This is a genomic window from Pseudomonas sp. 24 E 13, from assembly GCF_900004715.1.
In the GTDB taxonomy this organism is placed as follows: Bacteria; Pseudomonadota; Gammaproteobacteria; order Pseudomonadales; family Pseudomonadaceae; genus Aquipseudomonas; species Aquipseudomonas orientalis_A.
Window position 1 is genome coordinate 62,180 of sequence record NZ_CVTO01000125.1, and the last position, 25,189, is coordinate 87,368.

Below are 25,189 nucleotides of genomic sequence, written 5' to 3' on the forward strand. Positions count from 1 at the left end.
TGCACGTGGAGAGCACAACAATGTTGAGATCCCTTAAGTATTCGGCCCTGGCTATCGGCCTGATGGGCGCGACACAGGCCATGGCAGGCCCGGACCTGACCGTCGTTTCCTTTGGCGGCGCGAACAAGGCGGCCCAGGTCAAGGCCTTCTATGCCCCGTGGGAAAGCGCGGGCAACGGCAAGATCATTGCCGGTGAATACAACGGTGAAATGGCCAAGGTCAAAGCCATGGTCGACACCAAGAGCGTGTCCTGGGACCTGGTGGAAGTGGAGTCGCCTGAACTGTCCCGTGGTTGCGACGAAGACATGTTCGAGCCCCTCGACCCGAAACTGTTCGGCAACGGCGCCGACTACGTCAAAGGCGCGATCCAGCCCTGCGGCGTGGGCTTCTTCGTGTGGTCGACAGTGCTGGCCTACAACGCCGACAAACTCGCCAGTGCGCCGACCAGTTGGGCGGATTTCTGGGACACCAAGAAATTCCCGGGCAAGCGTGGCCTGCGCAAAGGCGCCAAATACACCCTGGAATTTGCGCTGATGGCCGACGGCGTAGCGCCCAAGGACGTCTACAAAGTGCTGGCCGGCAAAGATGGCCAGGACCGTGCATTCAAGAAACTCGACGAACTCAAGCCGTCGATCCAGTGGTGGGAAGCCGGTGCACAGCCGCCGCAATACCTGGCCTCGGGTGACGTCGTGATGAGCTCGGCCTACAACGGCCGGATCGCCGCCGTGCAGAAAGAAAGCAACCTCAAAGTGGTGTGGAACGGCGGCATCTACGACTTCGACGCCTGGGCCATTCCAAAAGGCCTGGCCAAGGATCGCGCCGAAGCGGCGAAAAAATTCATCGCCTTCTCGGTGCAGCCGCAGCAGCAGAAGATCTATTCGGAAAACATCGCCTACGGCCCGGCCAATACCCAGGCCGTGCCGTTGCTGGCCAAAGACGTGCTCAAGGACATGCCGACCACGCCGGAAAATATCGCCAATCAGGTGCAGATCGATGTGAGCTTCTGGGCCGATAACGGCGAGCAGCTTGAGCAGCGCTTCAATTCCTGGGCCGCCAAATAATCCATGTGGGAGGGGGCTTGCCCCCGATGACGGTGTGTCAGACGACGGCTGATTTGACTGATCCACCGCCATCGGGGGCAAGCCCCCTCCCACAGGGGATCTGTTGTGTTTGACAGATTGCATCCACTTTCAAGACCCGGAGTTTTCCATGGCCCTCGCCATTCCCACCCTCAAGCAGCGCCTGGCCCGTGCCGAGCGGCTCAATCGCTGGAAGGCCCAGGCCTTGATTGCGCCGCTGGTGCTGTTTTTGCTGCTGGTGTTCCTGGTGCCCATTGTTGCGCTGCTCTACAAAAGCGTCGGCAACCCGGAAGTGGTCGCAGGCTTGCCGCGCACAGTGGTGGCAGTGACGGCCTGGGACGGTCGTGGCTTGCCCGGCGAGTCGGTGTACCAGGCGCTCAGTGAGGACCTGGGCGAAGCGCGCAAAAACCAGACCCTGGGCGATCTGTCCAAGCGCTTGAACATGGAACTGGCCGGCTATCGCAGCTTGCTGACCAAAACCGCGCGGGCGCTGCCGTTTACCGACGCGCCGGCCTCTTATAAAGCTGCGCTTGAAACCCTCGATGAACGCTGGGGCGACCCGGCGTACTGGCAGGCGATCCGACGCAATACCAGCAGCCTGACGCCTTACTACCTGCTGGCGGCCGTCGATCACCGTATCGACGACCTGGGCGAAATCGCGCCGGCCACCCAGGACCAGGCTATCTATCTGGATATCTTCGCCCGCACATTCTGGATGGGCCTGGTCATCACCGTGATCTGCCTGCTGCTGGCCTATCCCCTGGCGTACCTGCTGGCCAACCTGCCGGCGCGTAAAAGCAACCTGCTGATGATCCTGGTATTGCTGCCGTTCTGGACCTCGATCCTGGTGCGGGTGGCGGCGTGGATCGTACTGCTGCAATCCGGCGGCCTGATCAACAGCGCCCTGATGGGCATGGGCCTGATCGATACGCCGCTGGAGTTGGTGTTCAACCGTACCGGTGTGTACATCTCCATGGTGCATATCCTGCTGCCGTTCATGATCCTGCCGATCTACAGCGTGATGAAGGGCATTTCGCCAACCTACATGCGTGCGGCGATTTCCTTGGGCTGTCACCCCTTCGCCAGCTTCTGGCGCGTGTACTTCCCGCAGACCTACGCCGGTGTCGGCGCCGGTTGCCTGTTGGTGTTCATCCTGGCGATTGGTTACTACATCACCCCGGCGTTGCTGGGCAGCCCGAACGACCAGATGGTCAGCTACTTCGTGGCCTTCTATACCAACACCAGCATCAACTGGGGCATGGCCACGGCGCTGGGCGGCTTGCTGCTGCTGGCGACGGTGCTGTTGTACCTGATCTACAACCGGCTGGTGGGCGCCAGTCGCCTGCGCCTGAGCTGAGGAGACCCTGCAATGCTGAGCCCTTATATGTCACCGGTGGAGCGACTGTGGTTCTACAGCCTGCGGATTCTGTGTGGCCTGATCCTGCTGTTCCTGATCCTGCCGGTACTGGTGATCATCCCGCTGTCGTTCAACAGCGGCAGTTTCCTGGTGTATCCGTTGCAGGGCTTTTCGCTGCAGTGGTATCAGGACTTCTTCGCCTCGGCCGAATGGATGCGCGCCCTGCGCAACAGCATCATCGTCGCCCCGGCGGCCACAGTGCTGGCGATGGTGTTCGGCACGCTGGCGGCGATTGGCCTGACCCGTGGCAACTTCCCCGGCAAGGCATTGGTGATGGCATTGGTGATTTCGCCGATGGTGGTGCCGGTGGTGATTATCGGCGTGGCCAGTTACCTGTTCTTTGCCCCGCTGGGTCTGGGTAACAGCTTCTTCTCGTTGATCGTGGTGCATGCGGTGCTGGGCGTGCCGTTTGTGATCATTACCGTGTCGGCGACCTTGCAGGGTTTCAACCACAATCTGGTGCGGGCGGCGGCCAGCCTGGGCGCGTCACCGTTGACCGCGTTTCGCCGGGTGACCTTGCCGCTGATCGCGCCGGGGGTGATTTCCGGGGCGCTGTTCGCCTTCGCCACCTCGTTCGATGAAGTGGTGGTGACGCTGTTTCTCGCAGGGCCGGAGCAAGCCACGTTGCCGCGGCAGATGTTCAGCGGCATTCGGGAAAACCTCAGCCCGACGATTGCAGCGGCGGCGACGTTGCTGATCGGGTTTTCAGTGGTGCTGTTGCTGACGCTTGAATGGCTGCGCGGGCGGGGCGAAAAGCTGCGTACCGCACAGGTCTAAAACCCGGCACAGATCAAACTGTGGGAGGGGGCTTTGTTCATTCAGATAATGACCATTCAGCTCTTGAATGGCAGACAACCCATTTGTCTCAGCTACTCTTGTGCCAGCCCATCTCTCAATAAGAGGCCGCGCACATGAGTACTTCCTCATTCAAGATCGCCCACAAACTGCTCACCGGCGCTGGCGCCATTGAGCAGCTCGCCGCCGAACTCACCCGCCTGGATGTGGATAACCCGTTGATCGTCACCGATGCCGTGCTGGTCAAGTCCGGCACGGTGGCGCTGGCGCTCGAGCACTTGGGCGGCCGCCCGTATGAAATTTTCGACCGCGTGCTGCCCGACCCGGAAATCGCCATTGTCGAAGACTGCATGCAGGCCTACCGCGATGGCGGGCACGATGGCCTGATCGGCGTGGGCGGCGGCAGTGCCATCGACATCGCCAAGAGCGTCGCCGCTTACGCCGGTTACCACGGCGCCCTGGCGGATTTGTTCGGGGTCGACCAGGTGCCGCGCAAGGGCCCGCCGTTGATCGCCATTCCCACCACGGCGGGCACCGGCTCGGAGGTGACCAACGTGGCAATCCTCTCGGACAAGGTCGCGCAGCTGAAAAAAGGCATCGTCAGCGACTACCTGCTGCCGGATGTGGCGCTGATCAGCCCGCAAATGACCCTCACTTGTCCCCGTAGCGTCACCGCCGCCAGTGGCGTCGACGCACTGGTGCATGCCATTGAATCCTACCTGTCGCTGAACGCCTCGCCGATCACCGATGCCCTGGCGATCGGCGCGATCAAGCTGATTGCCAGCGCACTGCCCAAGGTTTACGCCAACCCGGCCAACCTGCAGGCCCGTGACGACATGGCCACCGCCAGCCTGATGGCCGGCATGGCCTTCGGCAATGCCGGCGTGGGCGCGGTGCATGCGCTGGCGTATCCGTTGGGCGGCCGGTTCAACATCGCCCACGGCGTGAGCAATGCGCTGTTGCTGCCCTATGTGATGCACTGGAACAAGCTGGCCTGTGTCGAGCGGATGCGCGACATCGCCCAGGCCATGGGCGTGAATGTCAGCGGGCTGAGCGTGAATGATGCCGCCGACCAGGCTGTCGAGGCGATGACGAAACTCTGCGCCGCCGTCGAAATCCCGGCCGGCCTGCGCAGTTTCGGCGTGCCTGAGGAGGCTATCCCGGCGATGGCCACTGAAGCGGCGGGCATCGAACGCCTGATGCGCAATAACCCGCGCCAGCTCAGCGCGGCCGATATCGAGAAAATCTACCGGGCGGCGTACTAGCCGTTGAGTGAGGTCACGGTGCGCAGGGCAAAGCTGAGGTATACAATGCGCGCCATCGTGATTTAGCTCAAAAAAGGTGCGTCATGCAGCCCTTCGTCATTGCTCCATCGATTCTCTCCGCCGACTTCGCCCGCCTGGGCGAAGAAGTGGACAAGGTGTTGGCCGCCGGCGCCGACTTCGTGCACTTCGACGTCATGGACAACCACTACGTGCCCAACCTGACCATCGGCCCGATGGTCTGCGCGGCGCTGCGCAAGTACGGGATTACCGCGCCGATCGACGCACACTTGATGGTCAGCCCGGTGGACCGCATTGTCGGCGACTTCATCGAAGCCGGTGCGACCTACATCACGTTCCACCCGGAAGCCACGCTGCACGTCGACCGTACCCTGCAACTGATCCGCGAAGGCGGCTGCAAGGCAGGCCTGGTGTTCAACCCGGCCACACCCTTGAGCGTGCTGGAGTACGTGATGGACAAGGTCGACATGGTCCTGCTGATGAGCGTCAACCCGGGCTTTGGCGGGCAGAAGTTCATCCCCGGCACCCTGAACAAACTGCGTGAAGCGCGGGCGCTGATCGACGCATCGGGCCGCGATATCCGCCTGGAAATCGACGGTGGGGTCAACGTCAACAATATTCGCGAGATCGCTGCTGCGGGTGCCGATACGTTCGTGGCCGGCTCGGCGATCTTCAATGCCCCGGATTACCAGGAAGTCATCGCCAAGATGCACGCCGAACTGGCGCTGGCGCGTCCATGAGCGGCTTTGAGCAGCTGTTCCCCGGCAAATTGCCACGGCTGGTGATGTTCGATCTGGACGGTACCTTGATCGACTCGGTGCCCGACCTGGCGGCGGCGGTGGACCAGATGCTGCTCAAACTGGGGCGTAAGCCTGCGGGGATCGAGGCGGTTCGCGAATGGGTCGGCAACGGCGCGCCGATGCTGGTGCGTCGGGCGCTGGCGGGCAATATCGACGCCGCCGGTGTGGATGAGGTGGAGGCCGAACATGCCCTGGAGCTGTTCAATGCCGCCTATGAAAGCAGCCACGAACTGACGGTGGTGTACCCCGGCGTGCGTGACACCCTCAAATGGTTGAGCAAGCAAGGCGTGGAAATGGCCTTGATCACTAACAAGCCGGAGCGCTTCGTCGCACCGCTGTTGGACCAGATGAAGATCGGCCGGTATTTTCGCTGGATCATCGGCGGCGATACCCTGCCGCAGAAAAAGCCCGACCCGGCGGCGCTGTTCTTCGTGATGAAAATGGCCAACATTCCGGCGTCCCAATCGTTGTTCGTGGGCGATTCGCGCAGCGATGTATTGGCGGCAAAAGCCGCAGGGGTGCAGTGCGTGGCCTTGAGTTACGGCTACAACCATGGCCGGCCGATTGCCGAAGAATCGCCGGCGCTGGTGATTGATGACCTGCGCCTGTTAATCCCCGGTTGCCTGGGCGCGGGCGCTGAGATAACGTTGCCCGATATTGATCCGTCCTTTTCAGGAAATCCCATCGTGGTGGTCACTCGCAAACTCTGGATGAAAGTCATCAAGGCCCTGGCCCGCTGGCGTTGGCGCGCCTGACTGATCCTGGCCGCTCTGTGCGGCACGTTTGCCTACCTGACCGATTGACCCTCACACCACGAGGCACCTGATGATCCGCGAAGAATTCCTGCGTTTGGCCGCTGCCGGCTATAACCGTATCCCCATGGCCCGCGAAACCCTGGCCGACTTCGACACGCCGCTGTCGATCTACCTGAAACTGGCCGATGAGCCGAACTCGTATCTGCTGGAGTCGGTACAGGGCGGCGAGAAGTGGGGCCGTTATTCGATCATCGGCCTGCCGTGCCGCACGGTACTGCGGGTTCATGACCATCATGTGAGCATCACCCATGATGGCGTCGAGATCGAAAGCCATGACGTAGACGACCCGCTGGCCTTCGTCGAGGCCTTCAAGGCGCGCTACAACGTGCCGACCATTGCCGGCCTGCCGCGTTTCAACGGCGGCCTTGTGGGGTATTTCGGTTATGACTGCGTGCGCTACGTGGAGCAGCGCCTGGGTAAATGTCCGAACCCGGACCCGCTGGGCGTACCGGACATCCTGCTGATGGTCTCCGATGCGGTCGTGGTGTTCGACAACCTCGCCGGCAAGATGCACGCGATTGTGCTGGCCGACCCGTCCCGGGCGGATGCCTACGAACAAGGCCAGGCCAGTCTCGAAGCACTGCTGGACAAGCTGCGCCAGCCGATCACGCCGCGTCGTGGCCTGGACCTCAGCCGTCCGCCTGCCGCTGACCCGGTGTTTCGCTCCAGCTTCACGCAGGCGGACTACGAGCGCGCAGTGGACACCATCAAGGAATACATCCTCGCCGGTGACTGCATGCAGGTGGTGCCGTCGCAACGGATGTCGATTGATTTCAAGGCGGCGCCGATTGACCTGTACCGGGCGCTGCGCTGCTTCAACCCGACGCCGTACATGTACTTTTTCAACTTCGGTGATTTCCACGTGGTGGGCAGTTCACCGGAAGTGCTGGTGCGCGTCGAAGACAACCTGATCACCGTGCGGCCCATCGCCGGTACGCGCCCGCGTGGCGCTACCGAAGAAGCGGACCTGGCGCTGGAAGAAGACCTGTTGAGCGATGACAAGGAAATCGCCGAGCACCTGATGCTGATTGATCTGGGGCGCAATGACACGGGGCGTGTCTCGGAAATCGGCTCGGTGAAGTTGACCGAGAAGATGGTCATCGAACGGTACTCCAATGTGATGCACATTGTGTCCAACGTCACCGGGGAACTGAAAGCCGGGTTGACCGCAATGGACGCACTGCGTGCCATTCTGCCGGCCGGTACCTTGTCGGGCGCGCCGAAGATTCGCGCAATGGAAATCATCGACGAACTGGAGCCGGTCAAGCGGGGCGTCTATGGCGGCGCCGTGGGGTATTTCGCCTGGAACGGCAACATGGACACCGCGATTGCGATCCGTACGGCAGTGATCAAGGATGGCGAACTGCATGTGCAGGCCGGTGGCGGCATTGTGGCTGACTCGGTGCCCGCCCTGGAATGGGAAGAAACCCTGAACAAGCGCCGCGCGATGTTCAGGGCGGTGGCGCTGGCTGAGCAAACCCCGCAGGACTGAAGCCGAATGTGATTCAAATGTGGGAGGGGGCTTGCCCCCGATAGCGGTCTTTCAGTTCATGATGCACTGGCTGACACATTGCTATCGGGGGCAAGCCCCCTCCCACATTGGTTTGTGTTGGTTTCAGGATTGGCTAGAAATCCATGCTCACCCCGACACTGACCCCTTGCTGGGTCAGGTTGTCATCCTTCCTCACGTTATACGCCGCGCGTAACGCCAGTTCCTGCGTCAGCTTGTGGCTGACACCCAGGCTCAAGCGATCCGAATTGCTGCGCGGCGTATACCCGTCCAGCTTGAAGTCGATCCCCGGCACGCTGTTGAGCGCGATGTTGACCTTCTGCGTGTCGTTCTCGAACTCATGCTCATGCGCCACTTCCCCATACACCTGGGTCTGCGGGGTGATGCGGTAGCTGCCTTGCAAGCCTACGCCAAGGCGCCTGGAGTCGCGCTGCTGGTCATCAAAGGTCAGGGCGGTGGAGCGGCTGTCTTTCTCCGAGTAGCCGTTGACTTCGACGCGCGCGTAATCGGCGCTGATGAAGGGCGACAAGTGCCAGTCGCTGCCGGGCGCAGCGATGTCGTAGCCCACGCGGCCGCTCAAGGCCCAGAGCCAGCCATCGGTGTCACCTTTCTCCGACCCTTCGCTGACGCCCAGGGCGAACTTGCGCTTGAGGTTATCGAAGTCCAGTTTGCCGCCGGTCAAGGCCGCATCGGCCCACCAGTGATTCTGCTGATACTGGGCAAACGCGGTGCCCATGTAACTGTTGAGCTTGTAATCCGAATCGCTGGCGCCGGCTTCCAGTGTCTGGCGGTACAGGCCCGCGGCGACGCCTACGCGCCAGGCTTCGTTGAGTCGGTAGCTGCCGCCGATATTGAGGTTATAACCGCTGCCATCGCCGCTTGCCGAGCTGTTCTGGTCGTCGAAATCCAGCCGTTGGCCACCGGCTGCCACGATCGCTCGCCATTGGCCGACGGCTTGCCAGTGGCCGGTGTCTGCCTGCCATTGATTGCGCAACTCATCCTGGTGGGCGCGCAATGTGCCCTGGGCCATTTCCGGCAGCAGCGTGATTTCCCACGGCGCGGCGAGCAGCGAATAGGCGTAGTCGGCGATCAGCTGTTGCCCGGCGATGGTCGGGTGGACCGAGTCGTTATAGATCAGCTTGGTCGGGTCCGGGTTGGTGCCACCGATGCCGTACACCGGATTGGCGGTGCAACTGTTGCCACTGAAGCAGGTGCCCGTGAGGTTTTGCCCGGTGGCGAGGCCGAAGCGGGCCGGATTGGCAAAGGCTTCATTCAATAACAATGGAATGTTCAGCGGGATGACCTGCGCATCGATCTGCGACAGGCGCTGTACCAGCGACTGGTTGAAAACAGCGCTCAGGGCCGACGTCGCTGCCTGCTGCGGCGTGCCGTTGACGGCCGGCGTCAGGCCGATGTCGGGCAACATCCATACCATGATGTAACGCGCACCGGCTTGTTGCAGGGCCTGGGCACTGTCGGCCAATCGCCCGCCGGCGGCGACCGCTTGAGCGGGGCTGAGTACGCGACCCTGGAGGAAGTCATTGCCGCCACCGGAGAGAAAGTACAGCGCATTCGGATCGGCCAGCCCGCCGTTTGCCGGCAGGTAACCCTGTCGACTGCGCAGCACCGTGCCGCCCCCGGCATTACCGGGTGGGATCGCCGCGTTGGAGACGTTGGTGATGGAGTCGAGGATATTGTCGGTACGGTAGCCGCCGACCGCCCAGTTGTTTCCGTCCGGCAAGCCCTGGATCGCGCGCACCGGTGAGGTGGAGGCATTCAGGTCGTTTGGCGCTACACCCAGCTTCGCGCCGAGCAGCGTCGAAGAAACCAGACCATAGTCTCCCTGGAACGTCGGCCCGGTACGGTTGGTGAAGCGCAGGGTCGATCCGGCACCGCCGTCGGGAAACTGGCCGGCATCGGCCAGGCTGTCACCGAATACCACCATCGTTGAATAGGGTGACGATGCTGCATGAGCCTGTGCACAAGCCAGGTAAAGCAAGCCGGCGGCCAGGGGCGCGAAGAACGGAGTTCTGAGCATGGAAAATTCCATTGAGTTGTTTTTGTGTCGGAACCGAAACACTAGCAAAGTATCGAGCGTTTTCTATAGCGCAAAACCGAATTTTGCTGTGGGCAGCGCATTGAGCCCAGCCCGTATTTGCGGCGCCATATTGCACGGTTGGCGAGGCTACGTTACTGTGCCTGGACGTATGAATGAGACCCTCCCCGTGTTGATCATCAGCAGACTCTTGATGCGAGTAGTCAAGGCACACGCCCGTTGGCGTTGGCGCGCCTGACATTTTTCTCCGCCGGCCTGGCCGGACCTGTACCGATTTGCCTTCTTCACCCTGTTTGACGCCCCTTGCCGCTCACCCCGGCAACCGGAACGTGCGTCCGGCAGCGGGCCAAATGCCTGGAAGGCGGTCATTTGAAATCAGTGAATTCAAGAGGTTTGAACCCACATGTTGCTGATGATTGATAACTACGATTCCTTTACCTACAACGTTGTGCAGTACTTGGGCGAGCTGGGTGCCGAGGTCAAGGTGGTGCGCAATGACGAACTGACAGTCGCCCAGATCGCTGCGCTGAACCCTGAGCGCATCGTGGTTTCGCCCGGCCCGTGCACACCGACCGAAGCGGGCATCTCCCTGGAAACCATCCAGTATTTCGCCGGCAAGCTGCCGATTCTGGGCGTGTGCCTGGGGCACCAGTCCATTGGCCAGGCCTTTGGCGGTGATGTGGTGCGCGCGCGCCAGGTGATGCACGGCAAGACCAGCCCGGTATTTCACAAGGACCTGGGTGTCTTCCAGGCGCTCAACAATCCTGTAACCGTGACCCGTTACCATTCCCTGGTGGTCAAGCGCGAAACCCTGCCCGAGTGCCTGGAACTGACGGCCTGGACCCAGCTGGAGGACGGCTCGGTCGATGAGATCATGGGCCTGCGCCACAAGACACTGAATATCGAAGGGGTGCAGTTTCACCCTGAATCGATCCTGACCGAGCAGGGCTACGAGCTGTTCGCCAATTTTCTCAAGCAGAGCGGCGGCACGCGCTAAGGATTTTCCATGGATATCAAGACTGCCCTGGGCCGTATCGTCGGTCACCTGGACCTGAGCACCGCTGAAATGAGCGATGTGATGCGCGAGATCATGACCGGTCAGTGCTCCGACGCACAGATCGGCGCCTTTATGATGGCCATGCGCATGAAGAGCGAAAGCATCGACGAAATCGTCGGCGCCGTGTCGGTGATGCGTGAACTGGCGGACAAGGTCGAACTCAAGACCCTCGACGGCGTGGTCGATGTGGTCGGCACCGGCGGCGACGGTGCGAACATTTTCAACGTATCGACGGCATCCTCGTTCGTGGTCGCGGCAGCGGGTTGCACCGTGGCCAAGCACGGCAATCGCGCGGTGTCCGGCAAAAGTGGCAGCGCCGACTTGCTGGAAGCCGCCGGTATCTACCTGAACCTGACGCCGGTACAGGTGGCACGCTGCATTGACAGCGTCGGCATTGGCTTCATGTTTGCCCAGTCCCACCACGGCGCGATGAAACACGCCGCCGGCCCGCGCAAGGACCTCGGCCTGCGTACCCTGTTCAATATGCTCGGCCCGCTTACGAATCCGGCCGGTGTGAAACATCAGGTCGTCGGTGTCTTCAGCCAGGCGTTGTGCCGGCCGTTGGCTGAAGTGCTGCAGCGCCTGGGCAGCAAGCATGTGCTGGTGGTGCACTCCAAAGACGGCCTGGATGAATTCAGCCTGGCCGCACCGACCTTCGTGGCAGAGCTGAAGGACGACCAGGTCACTGAATACTGGGTCGAGCCTGAGGACCTGGGCATGAAGAGCCAGAGCCTGCATGGCCTGGCGGTGGAAAGCCCGGCGGCGTCGCTTGATTTGATTCGTGATGCATTGGGGCGACGCAAAACCGAAAACGGTCAAAAAGCCGCAGAAATGATTGTGCTCAATGCGGGCGCGGCACTTTACGCAGCGGACCATGCCTATAGTCTTAAGGAAGGTGTGGCCCTGGCTCACGATGCATTGCACACCGGTCTGGCTCGCGAGAAACTCGAAGAACTCGGAGCATTCACCGCCATATTCAAGATGGAGAATGAAGCATGAGTGTTCCCACCGTTCTGGAAAAAATCCTGGCGCGCAAGGCTCAAGAAGTTGCCGAGCGCCGTGCCCGTGTGAGCCTGGCTGAACTGGAAGCCCAGGCAAAGGCTGCCGATGCACCGCGCGGTTTTGCCAATGCCTTGATCGCCCAGGCCAAGCTCAAGCAGCCGGCTGTGATCGCTGAGATCAAGAAGGCCTCCCCGAGCAAAGGCGTTATCCGCGAGCACTTCGTGCCACATGAAATCGCCGCCAGTTATGAAAAGGGCGGAGCGACCTGCCTGTCCGTACTGACTGACATCGATTACTTCCAGGGTTCCGACTTATTCCTGCAGCAGGCACGCGCCGCGTGCAAGTTGCCGGTGATTCGCAAGGATTTCATGGTTGATCCCTACCAGATCGTCGAAGCCCGCGCGCTGGGTGCCGACTGTGTGCTGCTGATCGTTTCCGCCCTGGATGACGTGAGGATGGCCGAGCTGGCGGCTGTGGCCAAGGGTGTGGGCCTGGATGTACTGGTCGAGGTGCATGATGGCGACGAGCTGGAGCGCGCGCTGAAAATCCTCGACACCCCACTGGTGGGGGTCAACAACCGTAACTTGCATACCTTTGACGTCAGTCTGGAAACCACCCTTGATCTGCTGCCGCGTATTCCGCGTGATCGCCTGGTGATTACCGAGAGCGGCATCGTCAACCGCGCCGATGTGGAGTTGATGGAAATCAGCGAAGTGTATGCGTTCCTGGTCGGCGAGACGTTCATGCGCGCGGAGAACCCAGGGGCCGAACTGCAGCGTCTGTTCTTCCCGGAGCGTGGCGTGACGGTCAGCGGTTCGACCCTGGATTGATTCCAGCGCAGTCGGTCCGTTTTTGAAATGCAGTAAAAAAGTGTGGGAGGGGGCTTGCCCCCGATAGCGGTGGTTCAGTCACCAAGACGTTTGGCTGGTCCACTGCCATCGGGGGCAAGCCCCCTCCCACATTGGTCTTGTGCTTATTCAGGTAGGTCAATGTGATGACTAGGCTGGTTTCGATGACTGTGCAGGCAGGGCTTGCAGCCGAACAAGCCTTGCTGGCCGCCGTCTGCGCCGGTGAGCAGGAATTCGGTCTGTTGTTCTGGCAGCCCAACGATCAAGCCTTGGTCATGCCACGCCGTTTGAGCCGATTACCGGCCTTTGAAGTCGCCAGCCAGGTCTCGGCAGACGCGGGTTGGCCGGTGTTGTTGCGCGAGACCGGCGGTGAGCCGGTGCCGCAGTCCGCCGCTACGGTCAATATCGCCCTGGTCTACGCGCCTGCGCGCAGTGAAGGTGATCAAGGGCGCATTGAAACCGGCTACCAACGGTTGTGCCAGCCGATTTGTGATGTATTGACCGAGTTGGGCGGCGACGCATCCGTTGGCGAAATCGACGGCGCGTTCTGCGACGGTCGTTACAACGTCAATCTCAACGGCCGGAAAATGGTCGGCACGGCCCAACGTTGGCGCCAGAGCGGCGGTCGCCCGGTGGGCTTGGTGCACGGTGCCTTATTGCTGGACAATGATCGCGATGAGTTGATTATGGCGGTCAATCGTTTTAATCAAGCTTGTGGCCTGGAACAACGGGTGCGGGCCGAGAGCCATATCGCACTGCACGAGGTGTTCACCGCGCCCGATGTAATCGGCCGGCTCGACACCTTGTACCGTCAGATGCTGGCAGGCTTGCTGCCAGGTTAACGGGTGCCGAACACCACCATTGTCTTGCCTTTGACGTGCACCAGGTTGCGCTCCTCCAGATCCTTGAGCACGCGCCCCACCATTTCCCGCGAACAGCCGACGATGCGCCCGATTTCCTGGCGTGTGACTTTGATCTGCATGCCATCGGGGTGGGTCATGGCGTCAGGTTGCTTGCACAGCTCCAGCAGGCAGCGAGCGACACGCCCGGTCACATCGAAGAATGCCAGGTCGCCGACCTTGCGCGTGGTATCCCGCAGGCGCTGGGCAATCTGCCCGCTCAAGGCATACAGAATGTCCGGATCCTGTTGGGCCAGTTCGCGAAATTTCGTATAGCTGATCTCGGCCACTTCGCACTCCACCTTGGTGCGTACCCAAGCGCTGCGCTGCTGCTCCTTGCCCGCTTGCTCGAACAGTCCCAGCTCGCCAAAGAAATCCCCGGTGTTGAGGTAGGCAATGATCATCTCGCGACCGTCTTCGTCCTCGATCAGGATGGTGACCGAGCCCTTGATAATGAAGAACAGGGTTTCGGAGCGCTCGCCCGCGCAGATGATGTTGTGCTTGGCCGGATGACGCCGGCGCTGGCAATGCATCAGCAGCTTGTCGAGGTTCTTGATCTTGGGTGTGGGAGTAAGAGCAACCATGGTTGTATCCCGAAAGACTGCGCGATGGGGTTGGATTTGTTTTTATCAGCGATACCGGCATTGACGTACGCTGTACAAAGGATGGCAATGCGCCATTGATTTGGCGCCAGCTTACCAGACACATTCTGACTCGATTAGCGTATTTCACCGGCAAACGCTGTTTATTGATCGTTTTCATGCAGTGCACGGCTGTCCTGAGGCCCTGTGCTAAGCTGGCGACCCTTTTTTAGCAGTGGAGTCTGGGCGATGAAGGCACGCATCCAATGGGCGGGCGAAGCCATGTTCCTCGGTGAGTCGGGCAGTGGCCACGTGGTGGTCATGGACGGCCCGCCGGAAGCCGGTGGCCGCAACCTGGGTGTACGCCCGATGGAAATGCTGCTGCTGGGTGTCGGCGGTTGCAGCAATTTCGATGTGGTCAGTATCCTGAAAAAATCCCGTCAGGCCGTGGAAAGCTGCGAAGCCTTTCTGGAGGCCGAGCGTGCCACCGAAGATCCCAAGGTGTTTACCAGGATTCATATGCATTTTGTGGTCAAGGGCCGGGCGCTGAAGGAGGCGCAGGTCAAGCGTGCCATCGAGCTGTCGGCAGAGAAATACTGCTCGGCCTCGATCATGCTCGGCGCGGCCGGTGTAGCCATCACCCATGATTACGAAATTATCGAGTTGGGTTGATCGTAGAACGACGGGCAAAAAGAAGGGCGCTTTGATAGCGCCCTTTTTACATGATCATTCCCACGCTCTGCGAGATGATCGTTCCCACGCTCCGCGTGGGAATGCATTCTCGTGACGCTCCGCGTCACCCTTGCGCAGGTGCCGGGTTTTGCGCTCTTCGTGCTTTCAAATCCGATAGGTGCTTTTGGTCATGACCTTGGCCAACAGACTCATGCCGAACCTCACCGGCGCAGGGAAGCGAAAGCCGCCGGCATCCAGCGCGCTTTCTGCGTGATGCTCTTCGTCGATGCGCATCTGCTCGAGAATGGCCCGTGACTTTTGGTCCTCGGCCGGCAGTTGTTCAAGGTGTTCGTCCAGGTGCTTGCACACCTGATGCTCGGTTGCCGCGACAAAACCCAGGCTGACCTTGTCGCTGATCAGGCCGGCAGCGGCGCCAATCCCGAACGACAAGCCATAAAACACTGGGTTCAGCACACTGGTATGACTGCCCAATTGGCGAATGCGTTGTTCGCACCAAGCCAGGTGGTCGATCTCTTCCTCGGCCGCATGCTCCATTGCCGCGCGTATCTGCGGCAACTTGGCGGTCAGTGCCTGGCCCTGGTACAACGCCTGGGCACAGACTTCACCGGTATGGTTGATACGCATCAGGCCGGCCACGTGGCGGGTCTCGCTCTCGCTCATCTGCGCGTCCGGCTGCACGATGGCCGGTGACGGACGATACGGTTGGCCGCTGAATGGCAGCAGCGTACGCATGGCTGTGTCGGCTTGCAGTAACAGACGGTCAATCGGCGAGTAGTGACGTTGGGTAGTCATGCTGACCTCCGGAAAGAATCTCGGCGGCCAGTTTACCGCAAGAGAGGACGGCGCGTTTGCGCTGAGTCAATTTGCCCCGGTGCACTCAGCCCGGCGGCCAGTTCATCTGGCGCTGACCCAGCACGTGCATATGGATGTGGTACACGGTCTGCCCGCCGTCTTCGTTGCAGTTCATCACCACGCGAAAGCCTTTCTCGCAGCCTTGCTCCACCGCCAGGCGTTGGGCCGTGAACAGAATATGGCCGGCCAGGGCTTTATCGTCCTCGGTCAGGTCGTTGAGGGTGCGAATGGGCTTTTTCGGGATGACCAGGAAATGCACCGGCGCCTGCGGGGCGATATCGTGGAAAGCCAGCACCTGGTCATCTTCATAGATGATGTTCGCCGGTATTTCTCGATTGATGATCTTGGTGAACAGAGTATCCACAGCTGTTTCTCCATAGTGAACGAGAGGGTCAGTGTACTGGGGCGCTCAACGCGGGCAATAGGCCTTGTTGATCGCACCGGCAATTTTTCGGGTAAGCCAGCGCGGGCTCAGGCGCGGGCTGAAGGCGAGCCAGCGGTTGCGGCGCCCCGGAATGATGATCGCCTTGTTCTTCTCCAACGCACGCACGGTGAAGAGCGCGACTTCTTCGGGGCTCATCAACTGCTGGCTGCGGTCGAGTTTTGCAGTGTCCATTTGCGCGGTGCCGAAGAAAGCGGTGCGCGTAGGCCCGGGGCAGAGCACCGAAACCTTGATGCCACAGGTCTTGAGCTCCTCGCGCAGGCCTTCGGAGAAGTGCAGTACATAGGCTTTGCTCGCGTAGTAGCTGCTCATCCACGGGCCCGGCTGGAAGGCGGCAACCGAGGCGACGTTGAGAATCTGCCCGCCGCCATGCAGCGCCATGGCATTGCCCAGAGCGTGACACATGCGGGTCAGGGCGAGGATGTTGACTTCGATCAGGTCCTGCTCGGTCATCCAGTCCTGGGCCAGGAACGGCCCGCTGGTGCCGATACCGGCGCAGTTGACCAACAGGTCGATCTGTCGCTCACCCTCTTCGAGTTCCAGCAAAAAACCCGACAACCGCAGCGGCTCGCCCAGGTCGCAGGCACGGAACAGCACCTCGACGCCGAAACGTTGAGTCAATTCGGTTGCAATGCTTTCCAACTGATCACGCTGGCGGGCCACCAGAATCAAACTGCGGCCACGTCGAGCCAGTGCTTCGGCCAAAGCCAGGCCGATACCGCTGGAGGCACCGGTGATCAGAGCGTAACGGGTCATGCCTTTCTCCATCGCCACGCCACCGAGCCTGTGACAGAGGCATCACAGGCGGGGGGGCGTTTCTTCACTGTTCTGGAGAGTCTACAGGTTCGGCCGTGTCGTCAGCACTCTGCGCTGCTTCGTCCTCGACCATGACGTCTGGGGCGGCGGCGTCGTCGGCGGTAATGGAGCTGCTTTCATAGCCGCCGCCCATGTTGGCTTCCAGTTGGTCCAGGTAGCCGTTCATGCCCAGGGTTACCACGACGATGAGCATCAATGGGATGAACGCCAGCCACAACGAGGCGAGGATTTTAACCGCCGTGGAGTTGCGCGGTGGAGGTGCACCGTACTGGTTGGCGCCGGTGTTGCCCGGCCATACCAGCAGCAGCAGAGGGAAAATGCTGTTCACCACCGGAACCAGGTTCAGCAGGTACAGCCAGCCAGACCAGCCGATGTCGTGCAGGCGCTGCACGCCGATTTGCACGCTGACGACCACAAGTCCCACAAACAGTGCGAAACCCAGCAGCGAGCCGAGAATGATTGCGATCGTTGGCGAAGCAGTAGCCACCGCGAAACCCACGGTACTGATGATCCCGCCAGCCACCAGCATCGCGACGGTCAGTGCCAGCGTCCAGGCGAGATAGCGCAGGCGACCGATACGCCCGTGGATGGTGAAGACCTTGAGCGTGGAATACTCCGGCAGGTTATCGCCGACGGCGGCGCGTGGTGGTGCATACGGTGATGCGGCGGAGGTTGAGAAGTCCGGCGCGGACGAGCCTGTCTCGTGGGTTTCGGCAAGGCTGAAAGCCACAGGTTGTTCGGCCTCGATACGTGCGTCGACTCCGGCGTTCTGCAGCGCGGTGAGATAGGTTTCAGCGTCGGCACGTGACAGATCGCGCTTGAGCGCGACCTCGCGGCCGGTGAACAGCTTTTCGATCGCCTCGACGTCGCTCTTGAACAGCTCGGCGAGGTTCAGCTTGGCGGTGGTGCTTTCGACACCCGGGCGCAAGGCTCCGTCAAACACAATCTTGAAACGGTTGTCGCTCATGCGGGCATCCTTGGCACTTTTTTCAGGGAGGTTGTGCAGGCCGGCTCAATTGGCAGGCCTGGCATCTGGGTCAACGTGGCCAACGCAATTGTGCTGCGTTTTCGCGTGCCTGGCGGTATTGAGCGTCCAGGCGTGCGATGAGTTCATCCACGCCGGGTAAATCATTGATCTCACCGACGCCTTGGCCGGCCGACCATACAGTCTTCCATGCCTTGGCCTCATCGCTCAACGGTTTGAGCTTGGAGCCGACATTGACCTCACCTTTGCCCTGGAGGGCAGCAAGATCAAAACCGGCGTTTTCCAGGCTCTGGCGCATGAAGCTTGCAGGCACGCCGGAAACAGCCGGAGTGTGCACGATGTCGGCGGCGTGCGCTGTGAGCAGCATCTCTTTATACGCATCCGGTGCTTGGCTTTCGGTGGTACCGATAAAGCGCGTGCCGAGATACGCCAGGTCCGCACCGAGCAGTTGGGCGGCGAGAATTTCCCGACCGTGGTTGAGACAGCCGGCGAGCAGCAGGGTTTTGTCGAAGAACTGGCGTATCTCGGCAATCAGCGCAAAGGGACTCCAGGTGCCGGCATGACCACCTGCGCCGGCGGCGACCGCGATCAACCCATCGACGCCCGCTTCAGCGGCTTTTTCGGCGTGACGACGGGTGGTGACGTCGTGAAACACCAGGCCACCGTAGCTGTGCACTGCATCGACCAACTCCTTCACGGCACCAAGGCTGGTGATGACGATGGGCACTTGGTGCTCGACGCAGAGGGCCAGGTCGGCTTCAAGCCGTGGGTTGCTGTTGTGTGCGATCAGGTTGACGGCATAGGGGGCGGGGTTATCCAGCTGCGCCAGGCCTGCTTCGATTTCCTCCAGCCAGGCCTTGAAGCCGCTGCTTTCGCGTTGGTTGAGCGCCGGGAAACTGCCGACCACCCCGTTGCGGCAGCAGGCCAGCACCAGTTGCGGGTTGGAGATCAGGAACATGGGGGCAGCCACCACGGGCAGGCGCAGGCGTTGTTCAAGCAGGGCGGGCAGCGACATTGGAGGTTCCCCCGAGTAATTGAAGTTAAAACGGTTTGACCACGACCAGAATTACGATTGCCAGCAATATCAGGACCGGCACTTCATTGAACCAGCGATAAAAGACATGGCTGCGGCTGTTTTCACCACGGGCGAAGCGTTTTACCTGCGCGCCGCACATGTGGTGATAGCCGATCAACAGGACGACCAGGGTGAGCTTGGCGTGGATCCACGCGCCCGATTGGAAAATACCGGGGTTAAGCACCAGCAACCAGATGCCGAAGACCAGCGTGGCGACCATCGCCGGGCCCATGATGCCGCGGTACAGCTTGCGCTCCATGACGCTGAAGCGCTCCTTGCTGACGGTATCCTCGCTTTGGGCGTGGTAGACAAACAGGCGTGGCAGGTAGAACAGCCCGGCAAACCAGCAGACGATGCTGACGATATGGAAGGCTTTGACCCATAGATAAAGCATTTTTAGTTATTCCCAGGTTCACGGTAGCGAAGATAGTAGTAGCTCAAGCGCCCGTACGTCACGTTGGCGGTTGTCGCAGGACGATACGGACCCTATTATCGACGGCTTTCCAGTGGTTCGTTGAGGGCAGGTTTATGGTCAAGGTCGGTATCGTCGGCGGCACGGGTTACACCGGTGTCGAATTGCTGCGTCTGTTGGCTCAGCATCCGCAGGCTGAGGTGGTGGTCATCACTTCACGCTCCGAGGCGGGCCTGGCCGTGGCCGATATGTACCCGAACCTGCGAGGCCACTACGACGGCCTGGCCTTCAGCGTGCCGGACATCAAGACACTGGGTGCCTGTGACGTGGTGTTCTTCGCCACGCCTCACGGGGTCGCGCATGCATTGGCCGGTGAACTGTTGGCGGCGGGCACCAAGGTGATCGATCTTTCCGCCGACTTCCGCCTGCAGGATGCCGATGAGTGGGCCAAATGGTACGGCCAGCCTCACGGCGCGCCAGAGTTGCTGGAAGAAGCGGTGTACGGCTTGCCGGAAGTCAATCGTGAGCAGATCAGGCAGGCCCGCCTGATTGCGGTGCCGGGTTGCTATCCGACGGCGACTCAGCTGGGTTTCCTGCCGCTGCTGGAAGCAGGCCTGGCGGACGCCTCGCGTTTGATCGCGGACTGCAAGTCCGGTGTCAGCGGCGCCGGTCGCGGTGCTGCGGTAGGCTCGCTGTATTCCGAGACGTCGGAAAGCATGAAGGCTTATGCGGTCAAAGGGCATCGTCATTTGCCTGAGATCCGTCAGGGGCTGCGCCGCGCTGCGGGTAAGGACGTGGGCCTGACCTTCGTGCCGCACCTGACGCCGATGATCCGCGGGATTCACTCCACCTTGTACGCGACGGTTGTCGATCGGTCGGTTGACCTGCAGGCATTGTTCGAAAAGCGTTATGCCAATGAGCCCTTCGTCGACGTGATGCCGGCGGGCAGCCATCCGGAAACCCGCAGTGTGCGCGGCGCCAACGTGTGCCGGATTGCGGTGCATCGTCCGCAGGACGGCGACCTGGTGGTGGTGCTGTCGGTGATCGACAACCTGGTCAAGGGGGCGTCGGGCCAGGCGGTGCAGAATATGAACATCCTGTTTGGCCTGGATGAGAAGCTCGGCCTGTCCCACGCAGGGATGCTGCCTTAAAAGCGGCTGCAAGCTTCAAGTTGTCAGCGGCAAGCGTGTAGCTTAAGGCTTGAAGCTTGCCGCTGCCCCGCATAATAGTTGACCGCTTTTCTAGGAGAAGCGGATAATGCTCGCTATTACGCATATGACGGCGCTACGCCGGGAGATTATCAGCATGAGCGTTGAATCCTTCACCCCCACGGCTTTGCAATTCACCCACTGTGCTGCGCACAAGGTGAAGAGCCTGGTCGATGAAGAGGGTAATGATCGCTTGAAGCTGCGCGTATTTGTTACGGGCGGCGGTTGTTCAGGGTTTCAGTACGGTTTTACCTTCGATGAAGATGTGGCCGACGATGACACCATCGTTGAGCGCGAGGGCGTGAGCCTGGTCGTGGATCCGATGAGCTTCCAGTACCTGGCGGGGGCTGAAGTGGATTATCAGGAAGGGCTGGAAGGGTCGCGTTTCGTGATCAAGAACCCCAACGCCACGACTACCTGTGGTTGCGGGTCTTCGTTCTCGATCTGATCGAACGCCTGGCCTGCACGTATAAAGAAACCTGCACGGATACAAAAACGCCGCTTGGCTTTGATCGGCCAAGCGGCGTTGTGCTGTCTGGCGCTCAGGCGGGGTAGATCGCGCCCAGCACCCGCAGCCCGCGAGCACCGGTGACGCTCGGGCGGTTCGCGGCGATGCCTTCAAGGCAGCAATGGGCCAGCCAGGCGAAGGCCATGGCTTCCACCCAGTCCGGGTCTACGCCATAGGTGGCTGTGCTACTGACCTGGGTGGACGGTAGCAGTGCAGCCAGTCGATTCATCAGCGTCCCGTTATGGGCGCCACCGCCGCAGACCAGCAGGGTGTCGGTCTGGTGTTGAGCGCTTTGCAGGGATTCGACGATGGTCAGGGCGGTCAGCTCGAGCAATGTGGCTTGCACATCCTCGGGAAGAAACGCCGGCAACTCGCCGAGATGGTGCTGCAGCCAGTCCAGGTTGAACACTTCTCTTCCGGTACTCTTGGGCCCTTTGGTCGCGAAAAAAGCATCGCTGAGCAGCGTGTCTAGTAGCGGCGGCTGAACCTTGCCACTGGCTGCCCATTGCCCGTCACGATCAAACGGCTCGCCGCGTTGGTGATCAATCCACGCGTCCAGCAAGACATTGCCCGGGCCGCAGTCAAAGCCCGATACAGGTTTGCCGGTTTCTATCAGGCTCAGGTTGCTGAAGCCACCGACGTTCAGCACGGCACGGTTGCCGGCACGTTCACCGAACAGCGCCTCGTGAAAGGCCGGTACCAAAGGGGCGCCCTGGCCACCTGCGGCGACGTCGCGGCTGCGGAAGTCGCTGACCACCGTGATGCCCGTCAGCTCGGCGAGTAATGCCGGATTGCCGATCTGTACCGTAAAGCCCCGGGCGGGTTCATGGCGGATGGTCTGCCCATGGCTGCCAATCGCGCGGATGTCGTGAGGGGTGAGGTTTTGCTGGGCCAGCAAGGCGTGGATGCCTTGGGCGGCGAGTGTTACCCAGGACTGCTGGGCGATGGCCGAGCGGGCAATCTCATCCGGCCCGCTGGCGCACAGGCTGAGCAGCTCGGCGCGCAGCTCGGCAGGCATGGGGATGTAGTGGGTGGCGATCAGGCTGAGCGCCGAATCCTGCTCGATGAGGGCGATATCCAGGCCATCGAGGCTGGTCCCGGACATCACACCTATATAGCGCGGCATACCTTAACGCTTCGCCGAAGCCAACAGGGTGGAGCGTTCCTGATCCATGCGGGCCATCAACGGTTGGCTTTGCTGCATGAAGCGCGCGCGCTCTGCCTTGGCAATGGGGTCGGCCATCGGCAGCTTCTGGCCCAGTGGATCAACGTGTACACCGTTGACCTGGAACTCATAGTGCAAGTGCGGCCCGGTGGACAGGCCAGTCGTGCCGATATAACCGATCACTTGGCCCTGCTTCACGTTTCCACCGGTTTTCACGCCCTTGGCGAACCCTTGCATGTGGCCATACAGCGTGCGGTAGGTATTGCCGTGCTGGATGATCACCGTGTTGCCGTAACCACCGCGACGCCCGGCCAACAGGACCTTGCCGTCGCCGGCTGCCTTGATTGGCGTGCCACGCGGAGCGGCGTAGTCGACACCTTTGTGGGCGCGGATTTTGTTCAGAATTGGATGCTTGCGACCCATGGAGAAACGCGAGCTAATACGGGCGAAGTCCACCGGTGTACGGATGAACGCCTTGCGCATGCTGTTGCCGTCAGCCGTGTAGTAGCTGCTGTTGCCCTGTTTGTTGGTGTAGCGCACGGCGGTGTAGGTCTTGCCGCGGTTTGTGAAGCGCGCAGAGAGAATATTGCCGGTGCCGACTACTTTGCCATTGGCGACTTTCTGTTCGTAGATCACATCGAATTCGTCACCCTGGCGTATGTCCTGGGCGAAGTCGATGTCGTAGCCAAATACGCTGGCCATGTCCATGGTCATGCTGTGGGACAGGCCGGCACGGGCGGCGGATTGCGACAGCGAGCTGTTGATCACGCCGTGTACGTAGGCAGAACGCATGACCGGCTTGGTGGTGATGCGATTGAAGGCAAAACCCTTGGCGCTTTTGCTCAGGCTGATGCTTTCCAGGTCGCTGATATTGGTGTGCAGGTTATTCAGTTGGCCGTCGGGCGTCAGTTCGAATTCAAGCTTCTGGCCATGTTTGAGCTGGGTGAACTGCTTGGCTTGCTTATCGGTGGCGAGGACGTCATTGACGGTGGCGGCGGGCAATCCGACCTTTTCGAACAGTGTTGACAGTGTGTCACCTTTGCTCACGATCACTTCGCGATGCTGGGCGTTCTTGGGCGCGACGGCTGCGGGCTTGTCCTGAGCAGCGTTTTGAGTCTCTTGCGGGGTGTCTTCAATCTGCGCGAACGGAGACTCGTTCGGGGTATTTGTGGCTTGTTGCGCGTCGGAAGCGTCTTGATCTTGTGTCAGTTGCTCAACGGGACTTTCCAGGTCAAGGCTTAGGGATGTTCGTTTGGCTTCTACGTCACTGGAAGGGAATACCAGGAGTGCCAGGCTGAGAAGGGCGGCGATACCACTTGCGGCGAGCAGGTGGGTCTTCGGGTAAAGCGGCGGCGCTTTAGACGGTTCAGTGGTCATAAGTATTTTGACTTTGAAGATGAAATGGAAAAGATGAATGACATGATGAAGATGAAATAACTGTATAAAATATAACCAAATCATCTGTGGCGCAAGCTCGCGAACGCTGGGCTTGCGCAATGGTGTCCGTTCACAGGGCAAAACTTGTAATTAGTCCCTGATCTTGTATGGTTGGTTCCCTTTTGAATCTGAGCCTTGCGGGTCTGTTATGAAGTCGGTTGAAGAGCAGCTAGCGCTGATAAAACGTGGTGCGGAAGAACTGTTGGTCGAGGCCGAGCTGATAGAAAAGCTCAAGCGTGGCCAGCCCCTGCGTATCAAGGCAGGCTTTGATCCTACCGCGCCTGACCTGCACCTTGGCCATACCGTGCTTATTAATAAGCTGCGTCAGTTCCAGGACTTGGGGCATCAGGTCATCTTTCTTATTGGTGACTTCACCGGGATGATCGGCGACCCGAGCGGCAAGAGCGCAACGCGCCCACCGCTGACGCGCGAGCAGGTTCTCGACAATGCCGAGACCTACAAGACCCAGGTGTTCAAAATCCTTGATCCGGCCAAAACCGAGGTGGCCTTCAACTCCACCTGGATGGACCAGATGGGGCCGGCGGATTTCATTCGCCTGACGTCGCAGTACACCGTCGCACGCATGCTTGAGCGTGATGACTTCGACAAGCGCTACTCCACCAATCAGCCGATCGCGATCCATGAGTTTCTTTACCCGTTGGTCCAGGGGTATGACTCGGTGGCTTTGCGTGCGGATGTTGAGCTGGGCGGGACGGATCAGAAGTTCAACCTGCTGATGGGGCGTGAGTTGCAGCGCGCCTATGGGCAGGAAGCGCAGTGCATTCTGACCATGCCGTTGCTGGAGGGGTTGGACGGCGTCAAGAAGATGTCCAAGTCCTTGGGTAACTATGTGGGTATCCAGGAAGCGCCGGGCGTGATGTACGGCAAGCTGGTTTCCATTCCGGATTCGTTGATGTGGCGTTACTTCGAATTGCTGAGCTTTCGCTCGATGGATGAAATCAATGCGTTGCGTGCTGATGTGGAGGCGGGTGCCAACCCGCGTGATGTGAAGATCAAGCTGGCCGAAGAGATCGTGGCGCGCTTCCATGGTGAAGAGGCTGCGGCCAACGCTCACCGTGCGGCGGGCAATCGCATGAAGGATGGCGAGTTGCCGGACGACCTGCCGGAGATCGAATTGACTGCGGCTGAGGCGATGCCGATCGCGGCAGTCCTTAATAAGGCAGGTTTGGTGAAGAACTCTGCGGTGGCGCGTGACCTGCTCGGTTCGGGTGGTGTGCGTATAGATGGTGAAGTGGTCGATCGCACCTTTACATACGAGCTGGGCGCTACCCACGTTTGCCAGGCGGGGAAGAAGGCATTTGCGCGTATTACGCTCAAATCCGAATAAGTCTCTAATTAGGGGTTGACGGCGAATTATATCTCTCTATAATTCGCCCCACTTCCGGCGCAGTCGAAACGGAAAACTCCTTGGTAAACAAAGAGTTAAGTAAGTT

Annotated in this window: 25 protein-coding genes; 15 read left to right on the top strand and 10 right to left on the bottom strand. The window is 60.4% G+C overall.

What is annotated here, in order from left to right:
* Positions 1-20: 20 nt before the first annotated feature.
* The 7 genes from BFP90_RS15345 to trpE all read left to right on the top strand — a co-directional run bounded on the left by BFP90_RS15345 (position 21) and on the right by trpE (position 7,681).
* Positions 21-1,061 (top strand): ABC transporter substrate-binding protein, encoded by a 1,041-nt coding sequence (locus tag BFP90_RS15345; protein ID WP_065894189.1) that lies wholly within the window; start codon positions 21-23, stop codon positions 1,059-1,061.
* A 148-nt stretch (positions 1,062-1,209) separates the two neighbouring features.
* Entirely contained in the window at positions 1,210-2,436 is a 1,227-nt protein-coding gene (locus tag BFP90_RS15350; protein ID WP_065897264.1) for an ABC transporter permease, read from the top strand.
* Between the two features lie 12 nt (positions 2,437-2,448).
* On the top strand, positions 2,449-3,273 hold the full coding sequence (locus BFP90_RS15355; RefSeq protein WP_065885518.1) for an ABC transporter permease: 825 nt from the start codon (positions 2,449-2,451) through the stop codon (positions 3,271-3,273).
* 134 nt (positions 3,274-3,407) lie between these two features.
* A complete protein-coding gene (locus tag BFP90_RS15360; RefSeq protein ID WP_065885519.1) occupies positions 3,408-4,556 on the top strand; it encodes an iron-containing alcohol dehydrogenase in 1,149 nt (382 codons plus the stop codon).
* 83 nt (positions 4,557-4,639) lie between these two features.
* Positions 4,640-5,314 carry a ribulose-phosphate 3-epimerase gene (gene rpe / locus BFP90_RS15365; protein WP_065894198.1) on the top strand — a complete coding sequence of 225 codons (675 nt, stop codon included), beginning with the start codon at positions 4,640-4,642 and terminating at the stop codon, positions 5,312-5,314.
* Positions 5,311-6,129, top strand: coding sequence for a phosphoglycolate phosphatase (locus BFP90_RS15370; protein ID WP_065885521.1), 819 nt, complete (start codon positions 5,311-5,313; stop codon positions 6,127-6,129). The genes rpe and BFP90_RS15370 overlap by 4 nt, the downstream gene beginning before the upstream one ends.
* A 70-nt stretch (positions 6,130-6,199) precedes the next feature.
* Entirely contained in the window at positions 6,200-7,681 is a 1,482-nt protein-coding gene (trpE, locus tag BFP90_RS15375) for an anthranilate synthase component I (protein ID WP_065885522.1), read from the top strand.
* A gap of 133 nt (positions 7,682-7,814) precedes the next feature.
* On the opposite strand, the gene estP is transcribed toward trpE, so the two are convergent.
* Positions 7,815-9,737: an esterase EstP gene (gene estP, locus BFP90_RS15380; protein ID WP_065894200.1), complete on the bottom strand. Its 1,923-nt coding sequence runs from the start codon at positions 9,735-9,737 to the stop codon at positions 7,815-7,817.
* 421 nt (positions 9,738-10,158) lie between these two features.
* Here estP and BFP90_RS15385 point away from each other — a divergent pair, with 421 nt between their 5' ends.
* The 4 genes from BFP90_RS15385 to BFP90_RS15400 all read left to right on the top strand — a co-directional run bounded on the left by BFP90_RS15385 (position 10,159) and on the right by BFP90_RS15400 (position 13,504).
* Positions 10,159-10,752, top strand: a complete 594-nt coding sequence (locus BFP90_RS15385; protein WP_065894201.1) for an aminodeoxychorismate/anthranilate synthase component II — start codon at positions 10,159-10,161, stop codon at positions 10,750-10,752.
* Positions 10,753-10,761: 9 nt separating this feature from the next.
* Positions 10,762-11,811 carry an anthranilate phosphoribosyltransferase gene (gene trpD, locus BFP90_RS15390; RefSeq protein ID WP_065897265.1) on the top strand — a complete coding sequence of 350 codons (1,050 nt, stop codon included), beginning with the start codon at positions 10,762-10,764 and terminating at the stop codon, positions 11,809-11,811.
* Positions 11,808-12,644, top strand: coding sequence for an indole-3-glycerol phosphate synthase TrpC (gene trpC / locus BFP90_RS15395; protein WP_065885526.1), 837 nt, complete (start codon positions 11,808-11,810; stop codon positions 12,642-12,644). The genes trpD and trpC overlap by 4 nt, the downstream gene beginning before the upstream one ends.
* Positions 12,645-12,808: 164 nt before the next feature.
* Positions 12,809-13,504 carry a lipoate--protein ligase family protein gene (locus tag BFP90_RS15400; protein WP_065897267.1) on the top strand — a complete coding sequence of 232 codons (696 nt, stop codon included), beginning with the start codon at positions 12,809-12,811 and terminating at the stop codon, positions 13,502-13,504.
* Here BFP90_RS15400 and crp read toward each other — a convergent pair.
* Positions 13,501-14,145, bottom strand: a complete 645-nt coding sequence (crp, locus tag BFP90_RS15405; RefSeq protein ID WP_057723693.1) for a cAMP-activated global transcriptional regulator CRP — start codon at positions 14,143-14,145, stop codon at positions 13,501-13,503. The two genes, BFP90_RS15400 and crp, sit on opposite strands and share 4 nt — an antisense overlap.
* 246 nt (positions 14,146-14,391) lie before the next feature.
* Here crp and BFP90_RS15410 point away from each other — a divergent pair, with 246 nt between their 5' ends.
* A complete protein-coding gene (locus BFP90_RS15410; RefSeq protein ID WP_003210947.1) occupies positions 14,392-14,814 on the top strand; it encodes an OsmC family protein in 423 nt (140 codons plus the stop codon).
* A gap of 165 nt (positions 14,815-14,979) precedes the next feature.
* Here BFP90_RS15410 and coq7 read toward each other — a convergent pair whose 3' ends face one another.
* The 6 genes from coq7 to hemJ all read right to left on the bottom strand — a co-directional run bounded on the left by coq7 (position 14,980) and on the right by hemJ (position 19,399).
* Positions 14,980-15,627, bottom strand: a complete 648-nt coding sequence (gene coq7, locus BFP90_RS15415; protein ID WP_065894207.1) for a 2-polyprenyl-3-methyl-6-methoxy-1,4-benzoquinone monooxygenase — start codon at positions 15,625-15,627, stop codon at positions 14,980-14,982.
* A gap of 85 nt (positions 15,628-15,712) precedes the next feature.
* Complete coding sequence (locus BFP90_RS15420; protein WP_065885529.1) at positions 15,713-16,051, bottom strand: histidine triad nucleotide-binding protein; 339 nt, start codon at positions 16,049-16,051, stop codon at positions 15,713-15,715.
* A gap of 45 nt (positions 16,052-16,096) precedes the next feature.
* A complete protein-coding gene (locus BFP90_RS15425) occupies positions 16,097-16,885 on the bottom strand; it encodes an SDR family NAD(P)-dependent oxidoreductase (protein ID WP_065885530.1) in 789 nt (262 codons plus the stop codon).
* Between the two features lie 64 nt (positions 16,886-16,949).
* Entirely contained in the window at positions 16,950-17,912 is a 963-nt protein-coding gene (locus BFP90_RS15430; RefSeq protein WP_065894210.1) for a DUF805 domain-containing protein, read from the bottom strand.
* A 70-nt stretch (positions 17,913-17,982) separates the two neighbouring features.
* On the bottom strand, positions 17,983-18,945 hold the full coding sequence (locus BFP90_RS15435) for an NAD(P)H-dependent flavin oxidoreductase (RefSeq protein WP_065897269.1): 963 nt from the start codon (positions 18,943-18,945) through the stop codon (positions 17,983-17,985).
* Between the two features lie 25 nt (positions 18,946-18,970).
* Positions 18,971-19,399 (bottom strand): protoporphyrinogen oxidase HemJ, encoded by a 429-nt coding sequence (hemJ, locus tag BFP90_RS15440; protein WP_065894214.1) that lies wholly within the window; start codon positions 19,397-19,399, stop codon positions 18,971-18,973.
* Between the two features lie 134 nt (positions 19,400-19,533).
* On the opposite strand from hemJ, the gene argC reads away from it, so the two are divergent.
* Both argC and erpA read left to right on the top strand, forming a co-directional pair.
* Positions 19,534-20,568: an N-acetyl-gamma-glutamyl-phosphate reductase gene (gene argC / locus BFP90_RS15445; RefSeq protein WP_065894216.1), complete on the top strand. Its 1,035-nt coding sequence runs from the start codon at positions 19,534-19,536 to the stop codon at positions 20,566-20,568.
* Positions 20,569-20,722: 154 nt separating this feature from the next.
* The gene (erpA, locus tag BFP90_RS15450) at positions 20,723-21,073 is read left to right on the top strand and encodes an iron-sulfur cluster insertion protein ErpA (RefSeq protein WP_065897271.1); all 351 of its coding nucleotides are present in this window, start codon (positions 20,723-20,725) and stop codon (positions 21,071-21,073) included.
* Positions 21,074-21,167: 94 nt separating this feature from the next.
* On the opposite strand, the gene BFP90_RS15455 is transcribed toward erpA, so the two are convergent.
* Complete coding sequence (locus BFP90_RS15455; protein WP_065894217.1) at positions 21,168-22,259, bottom strand: anhydro-N-acetylmuramic acid kinase; 1,092 nt, start codon at positions 22,257-22,259, stop codon at positions 21,168-21,170.
* Positions 22,260-22,262: 3 nt separating this feature from the next.
* Positions 22,263-23,675, bottom strand: a complete 1,413-nt coding sequence (locus BFP90_RS15460) for a peptidoglycan DD-metalloendopeptidase family protein (protein ID WP_065894218.1) — start codon at positions 23,673-23,675, stop codon at positions 22,263-22,265.
* A gap of 208 nt (positions 23,676-23,883) precedes the next feature.
* Between BFP90_RS15460 and tyrS the strand changes: the two genes are divergently transcribed.
* Entirely contained in the window at positions 23,884-25,083 is a 1,200-nt protein-coding gene (tyrS, locus tag BFP90_RS15465) for a tyrosine--tRNA ligase (protein WP_065897273.1), read from the top strand.
* The last annotated feature ends 106 nt before the right edge of the window (positions 25,084-25,189 follow it).

Bases quoted from the DNA above. Each gene is read 5' to 3' on its own strand.
- BFP90_RS15345 (WP_065894189.1), top strand. From the start codon at position 21: ATGTTGAGATCCCTTAAGTATTCGGCCCTGGCTATCGGCCTGATGGGC.
- BFP90_RS15350 (WP_065897264.1), top strand. From the start codon at position 1,210: ATGGCCCTCGCCATTCCCACCCTCAAGCAGCGCCTGGCCCGTGCCGAG.
- BFP90_RS15355 (WP_065885518.1), top strand. From the start codon at position 2,449: ATGCTGAGCCCTTATATGTCACCGGTGGAGCGACTGTGGTTCTACAGC.
- BFP90_RS15360 (WP_065885519.1), top strand. From the start codon at position 3,408: ATGAGTACTTCCTCATTCAAGATCGCCCACAAACTGCTCACCGGCGCT.
- rpe (WP_065894198.1), top strand. From the start codon at position 4,640: ATGCAGCCCTTCGTCATTGCTCCATCGATTCTCTCCGCCGACTTCGCC.
- BFP90_RS15370 (WP_065885521.1), top strand. From the start codon at position 5,311: ATGAGCGGCTTTGAGCAGCTGTTCCCCGGCAAATTGCCACGGCTGGTG.
- trpE (WP_065885522.1), top strand. From the start codon at position 6,200: ATGATCCGCGAAGAATTCCTGCGTTTGGCCGCTGCCGGCTATAACCGT.
- estP (WP_065894200.1), bottom strand. From the start codon at position 9,737: ATGCTCAGAACTCCGTTCTTCGCGCCCCTGGCCGCCGGCTTGCTTTAC.
- BFP90_RS15385 (WP_065894201.1), top strand. From the start codon at position 10,159: ATGTTGCTGATGATTGATAACTACGATTCCTTTACCTACAACGTTGTG.
- trpD (WP_065897265.1), top strand. From the start codon at position 10,762: ATGGATATCAAGACTGCCCTGGGCCGTATCGTCGGTCACCTGGACCTG.
- trpC (WP_065885526.1), top strand. From the start codon at position 11,808: ATGAGTGTTCCCACCGTTCTGGAAAAAATCCTGGCGCGCAAGGCTCAA.
- BFP90_RS15400 (WP_065897267.1), top strand. From the start codon at position 12,809: ATGACTAGGCTGGTTTCGATGACTGTGCAGGCAGGGCTTGCAGCCGAA.
- crp (WP_057723693.1), bottom strand. From the start codon at position 14,145: ATGGTTGCTCTTACTCCCACACCCAAGATCAAGAACCTCGACAAGCTG.
- BFP90_RS15410 (WP_003210947.1), top strand. From the start codon at position 14,392: ATGAAGGCACGCATCCAATGGGCGGGCGAAGCCATGTTCCTCGGTGAG.
- coq7 (WP_065894207.1), bottom strand. From the start codon at position 15,627: ATGACTACCCAACGTCACTACTCGCCGATTGACCGTCTGTTACTGCAA.
- BFP90_RS15425 (WP_065885530.1), bottom strand. From the start codon at position 16,885: ATGACCCGTTACGCTCTGATCACCGGTGCCTCCAGCGGTATCGGCCTG.
- BFP90_RS15430 (WP_065894210.1), bottom strand. From the start codon at position 17,912: ATGAGCGACAACCGTTTCAAGATTGTGTTTGACGGAGCCTTGCGCCCG.
- BFP90_RS15435 (WP_065897269.1), bottom strand. From the start codon at position 18,945: ATGTCGCTGCCCGCCCTGCTTGAACAACGCCTGCGCCTGCCCGTGGTG.
- hemJ (WP_065894214.1), bottom strand. From the start codon at position 19,399: ATGCTTTATCTATGGGTCAAAGCCTTCCATATCGTCAGCATCGTCTGC.
- argC (WP_065894216.1), top strand. From the start codon at position 19,534: ATGGTCAAGGTCGGTATCGTCGGCGGCACGGGTTACACCGGTGTCGAA.
- erpA (WP_065897271.1), top strand. From the start codon at position 20,723: ATGAGCGTTGAATCCTTCACCCCCACGGCTTTGCAATTCACCCACTGT.
- BFP90_RS15455 (WP_065894217.1), bottom strand. From the start codon at position 22,259: ATGCCGCGCTATATAGGTGTGATGTCCGGGACCAGCCTCGATGGCCTG.
- BFP90_RS15460 (WP_065894218.1), bottom strand. From the start codon at position 23,675: ATGACCACTGAACCGTCTAAAGCGCCGCCGCTTTACCCGAAGACCCAC.
- tyrS (WP_065897273.1), top strand. From the start codon at position 23,884: ATGAAGTCGGTTGAAGAGCAGCTAGCGCTGATAAAACGTGGTGCGGAA.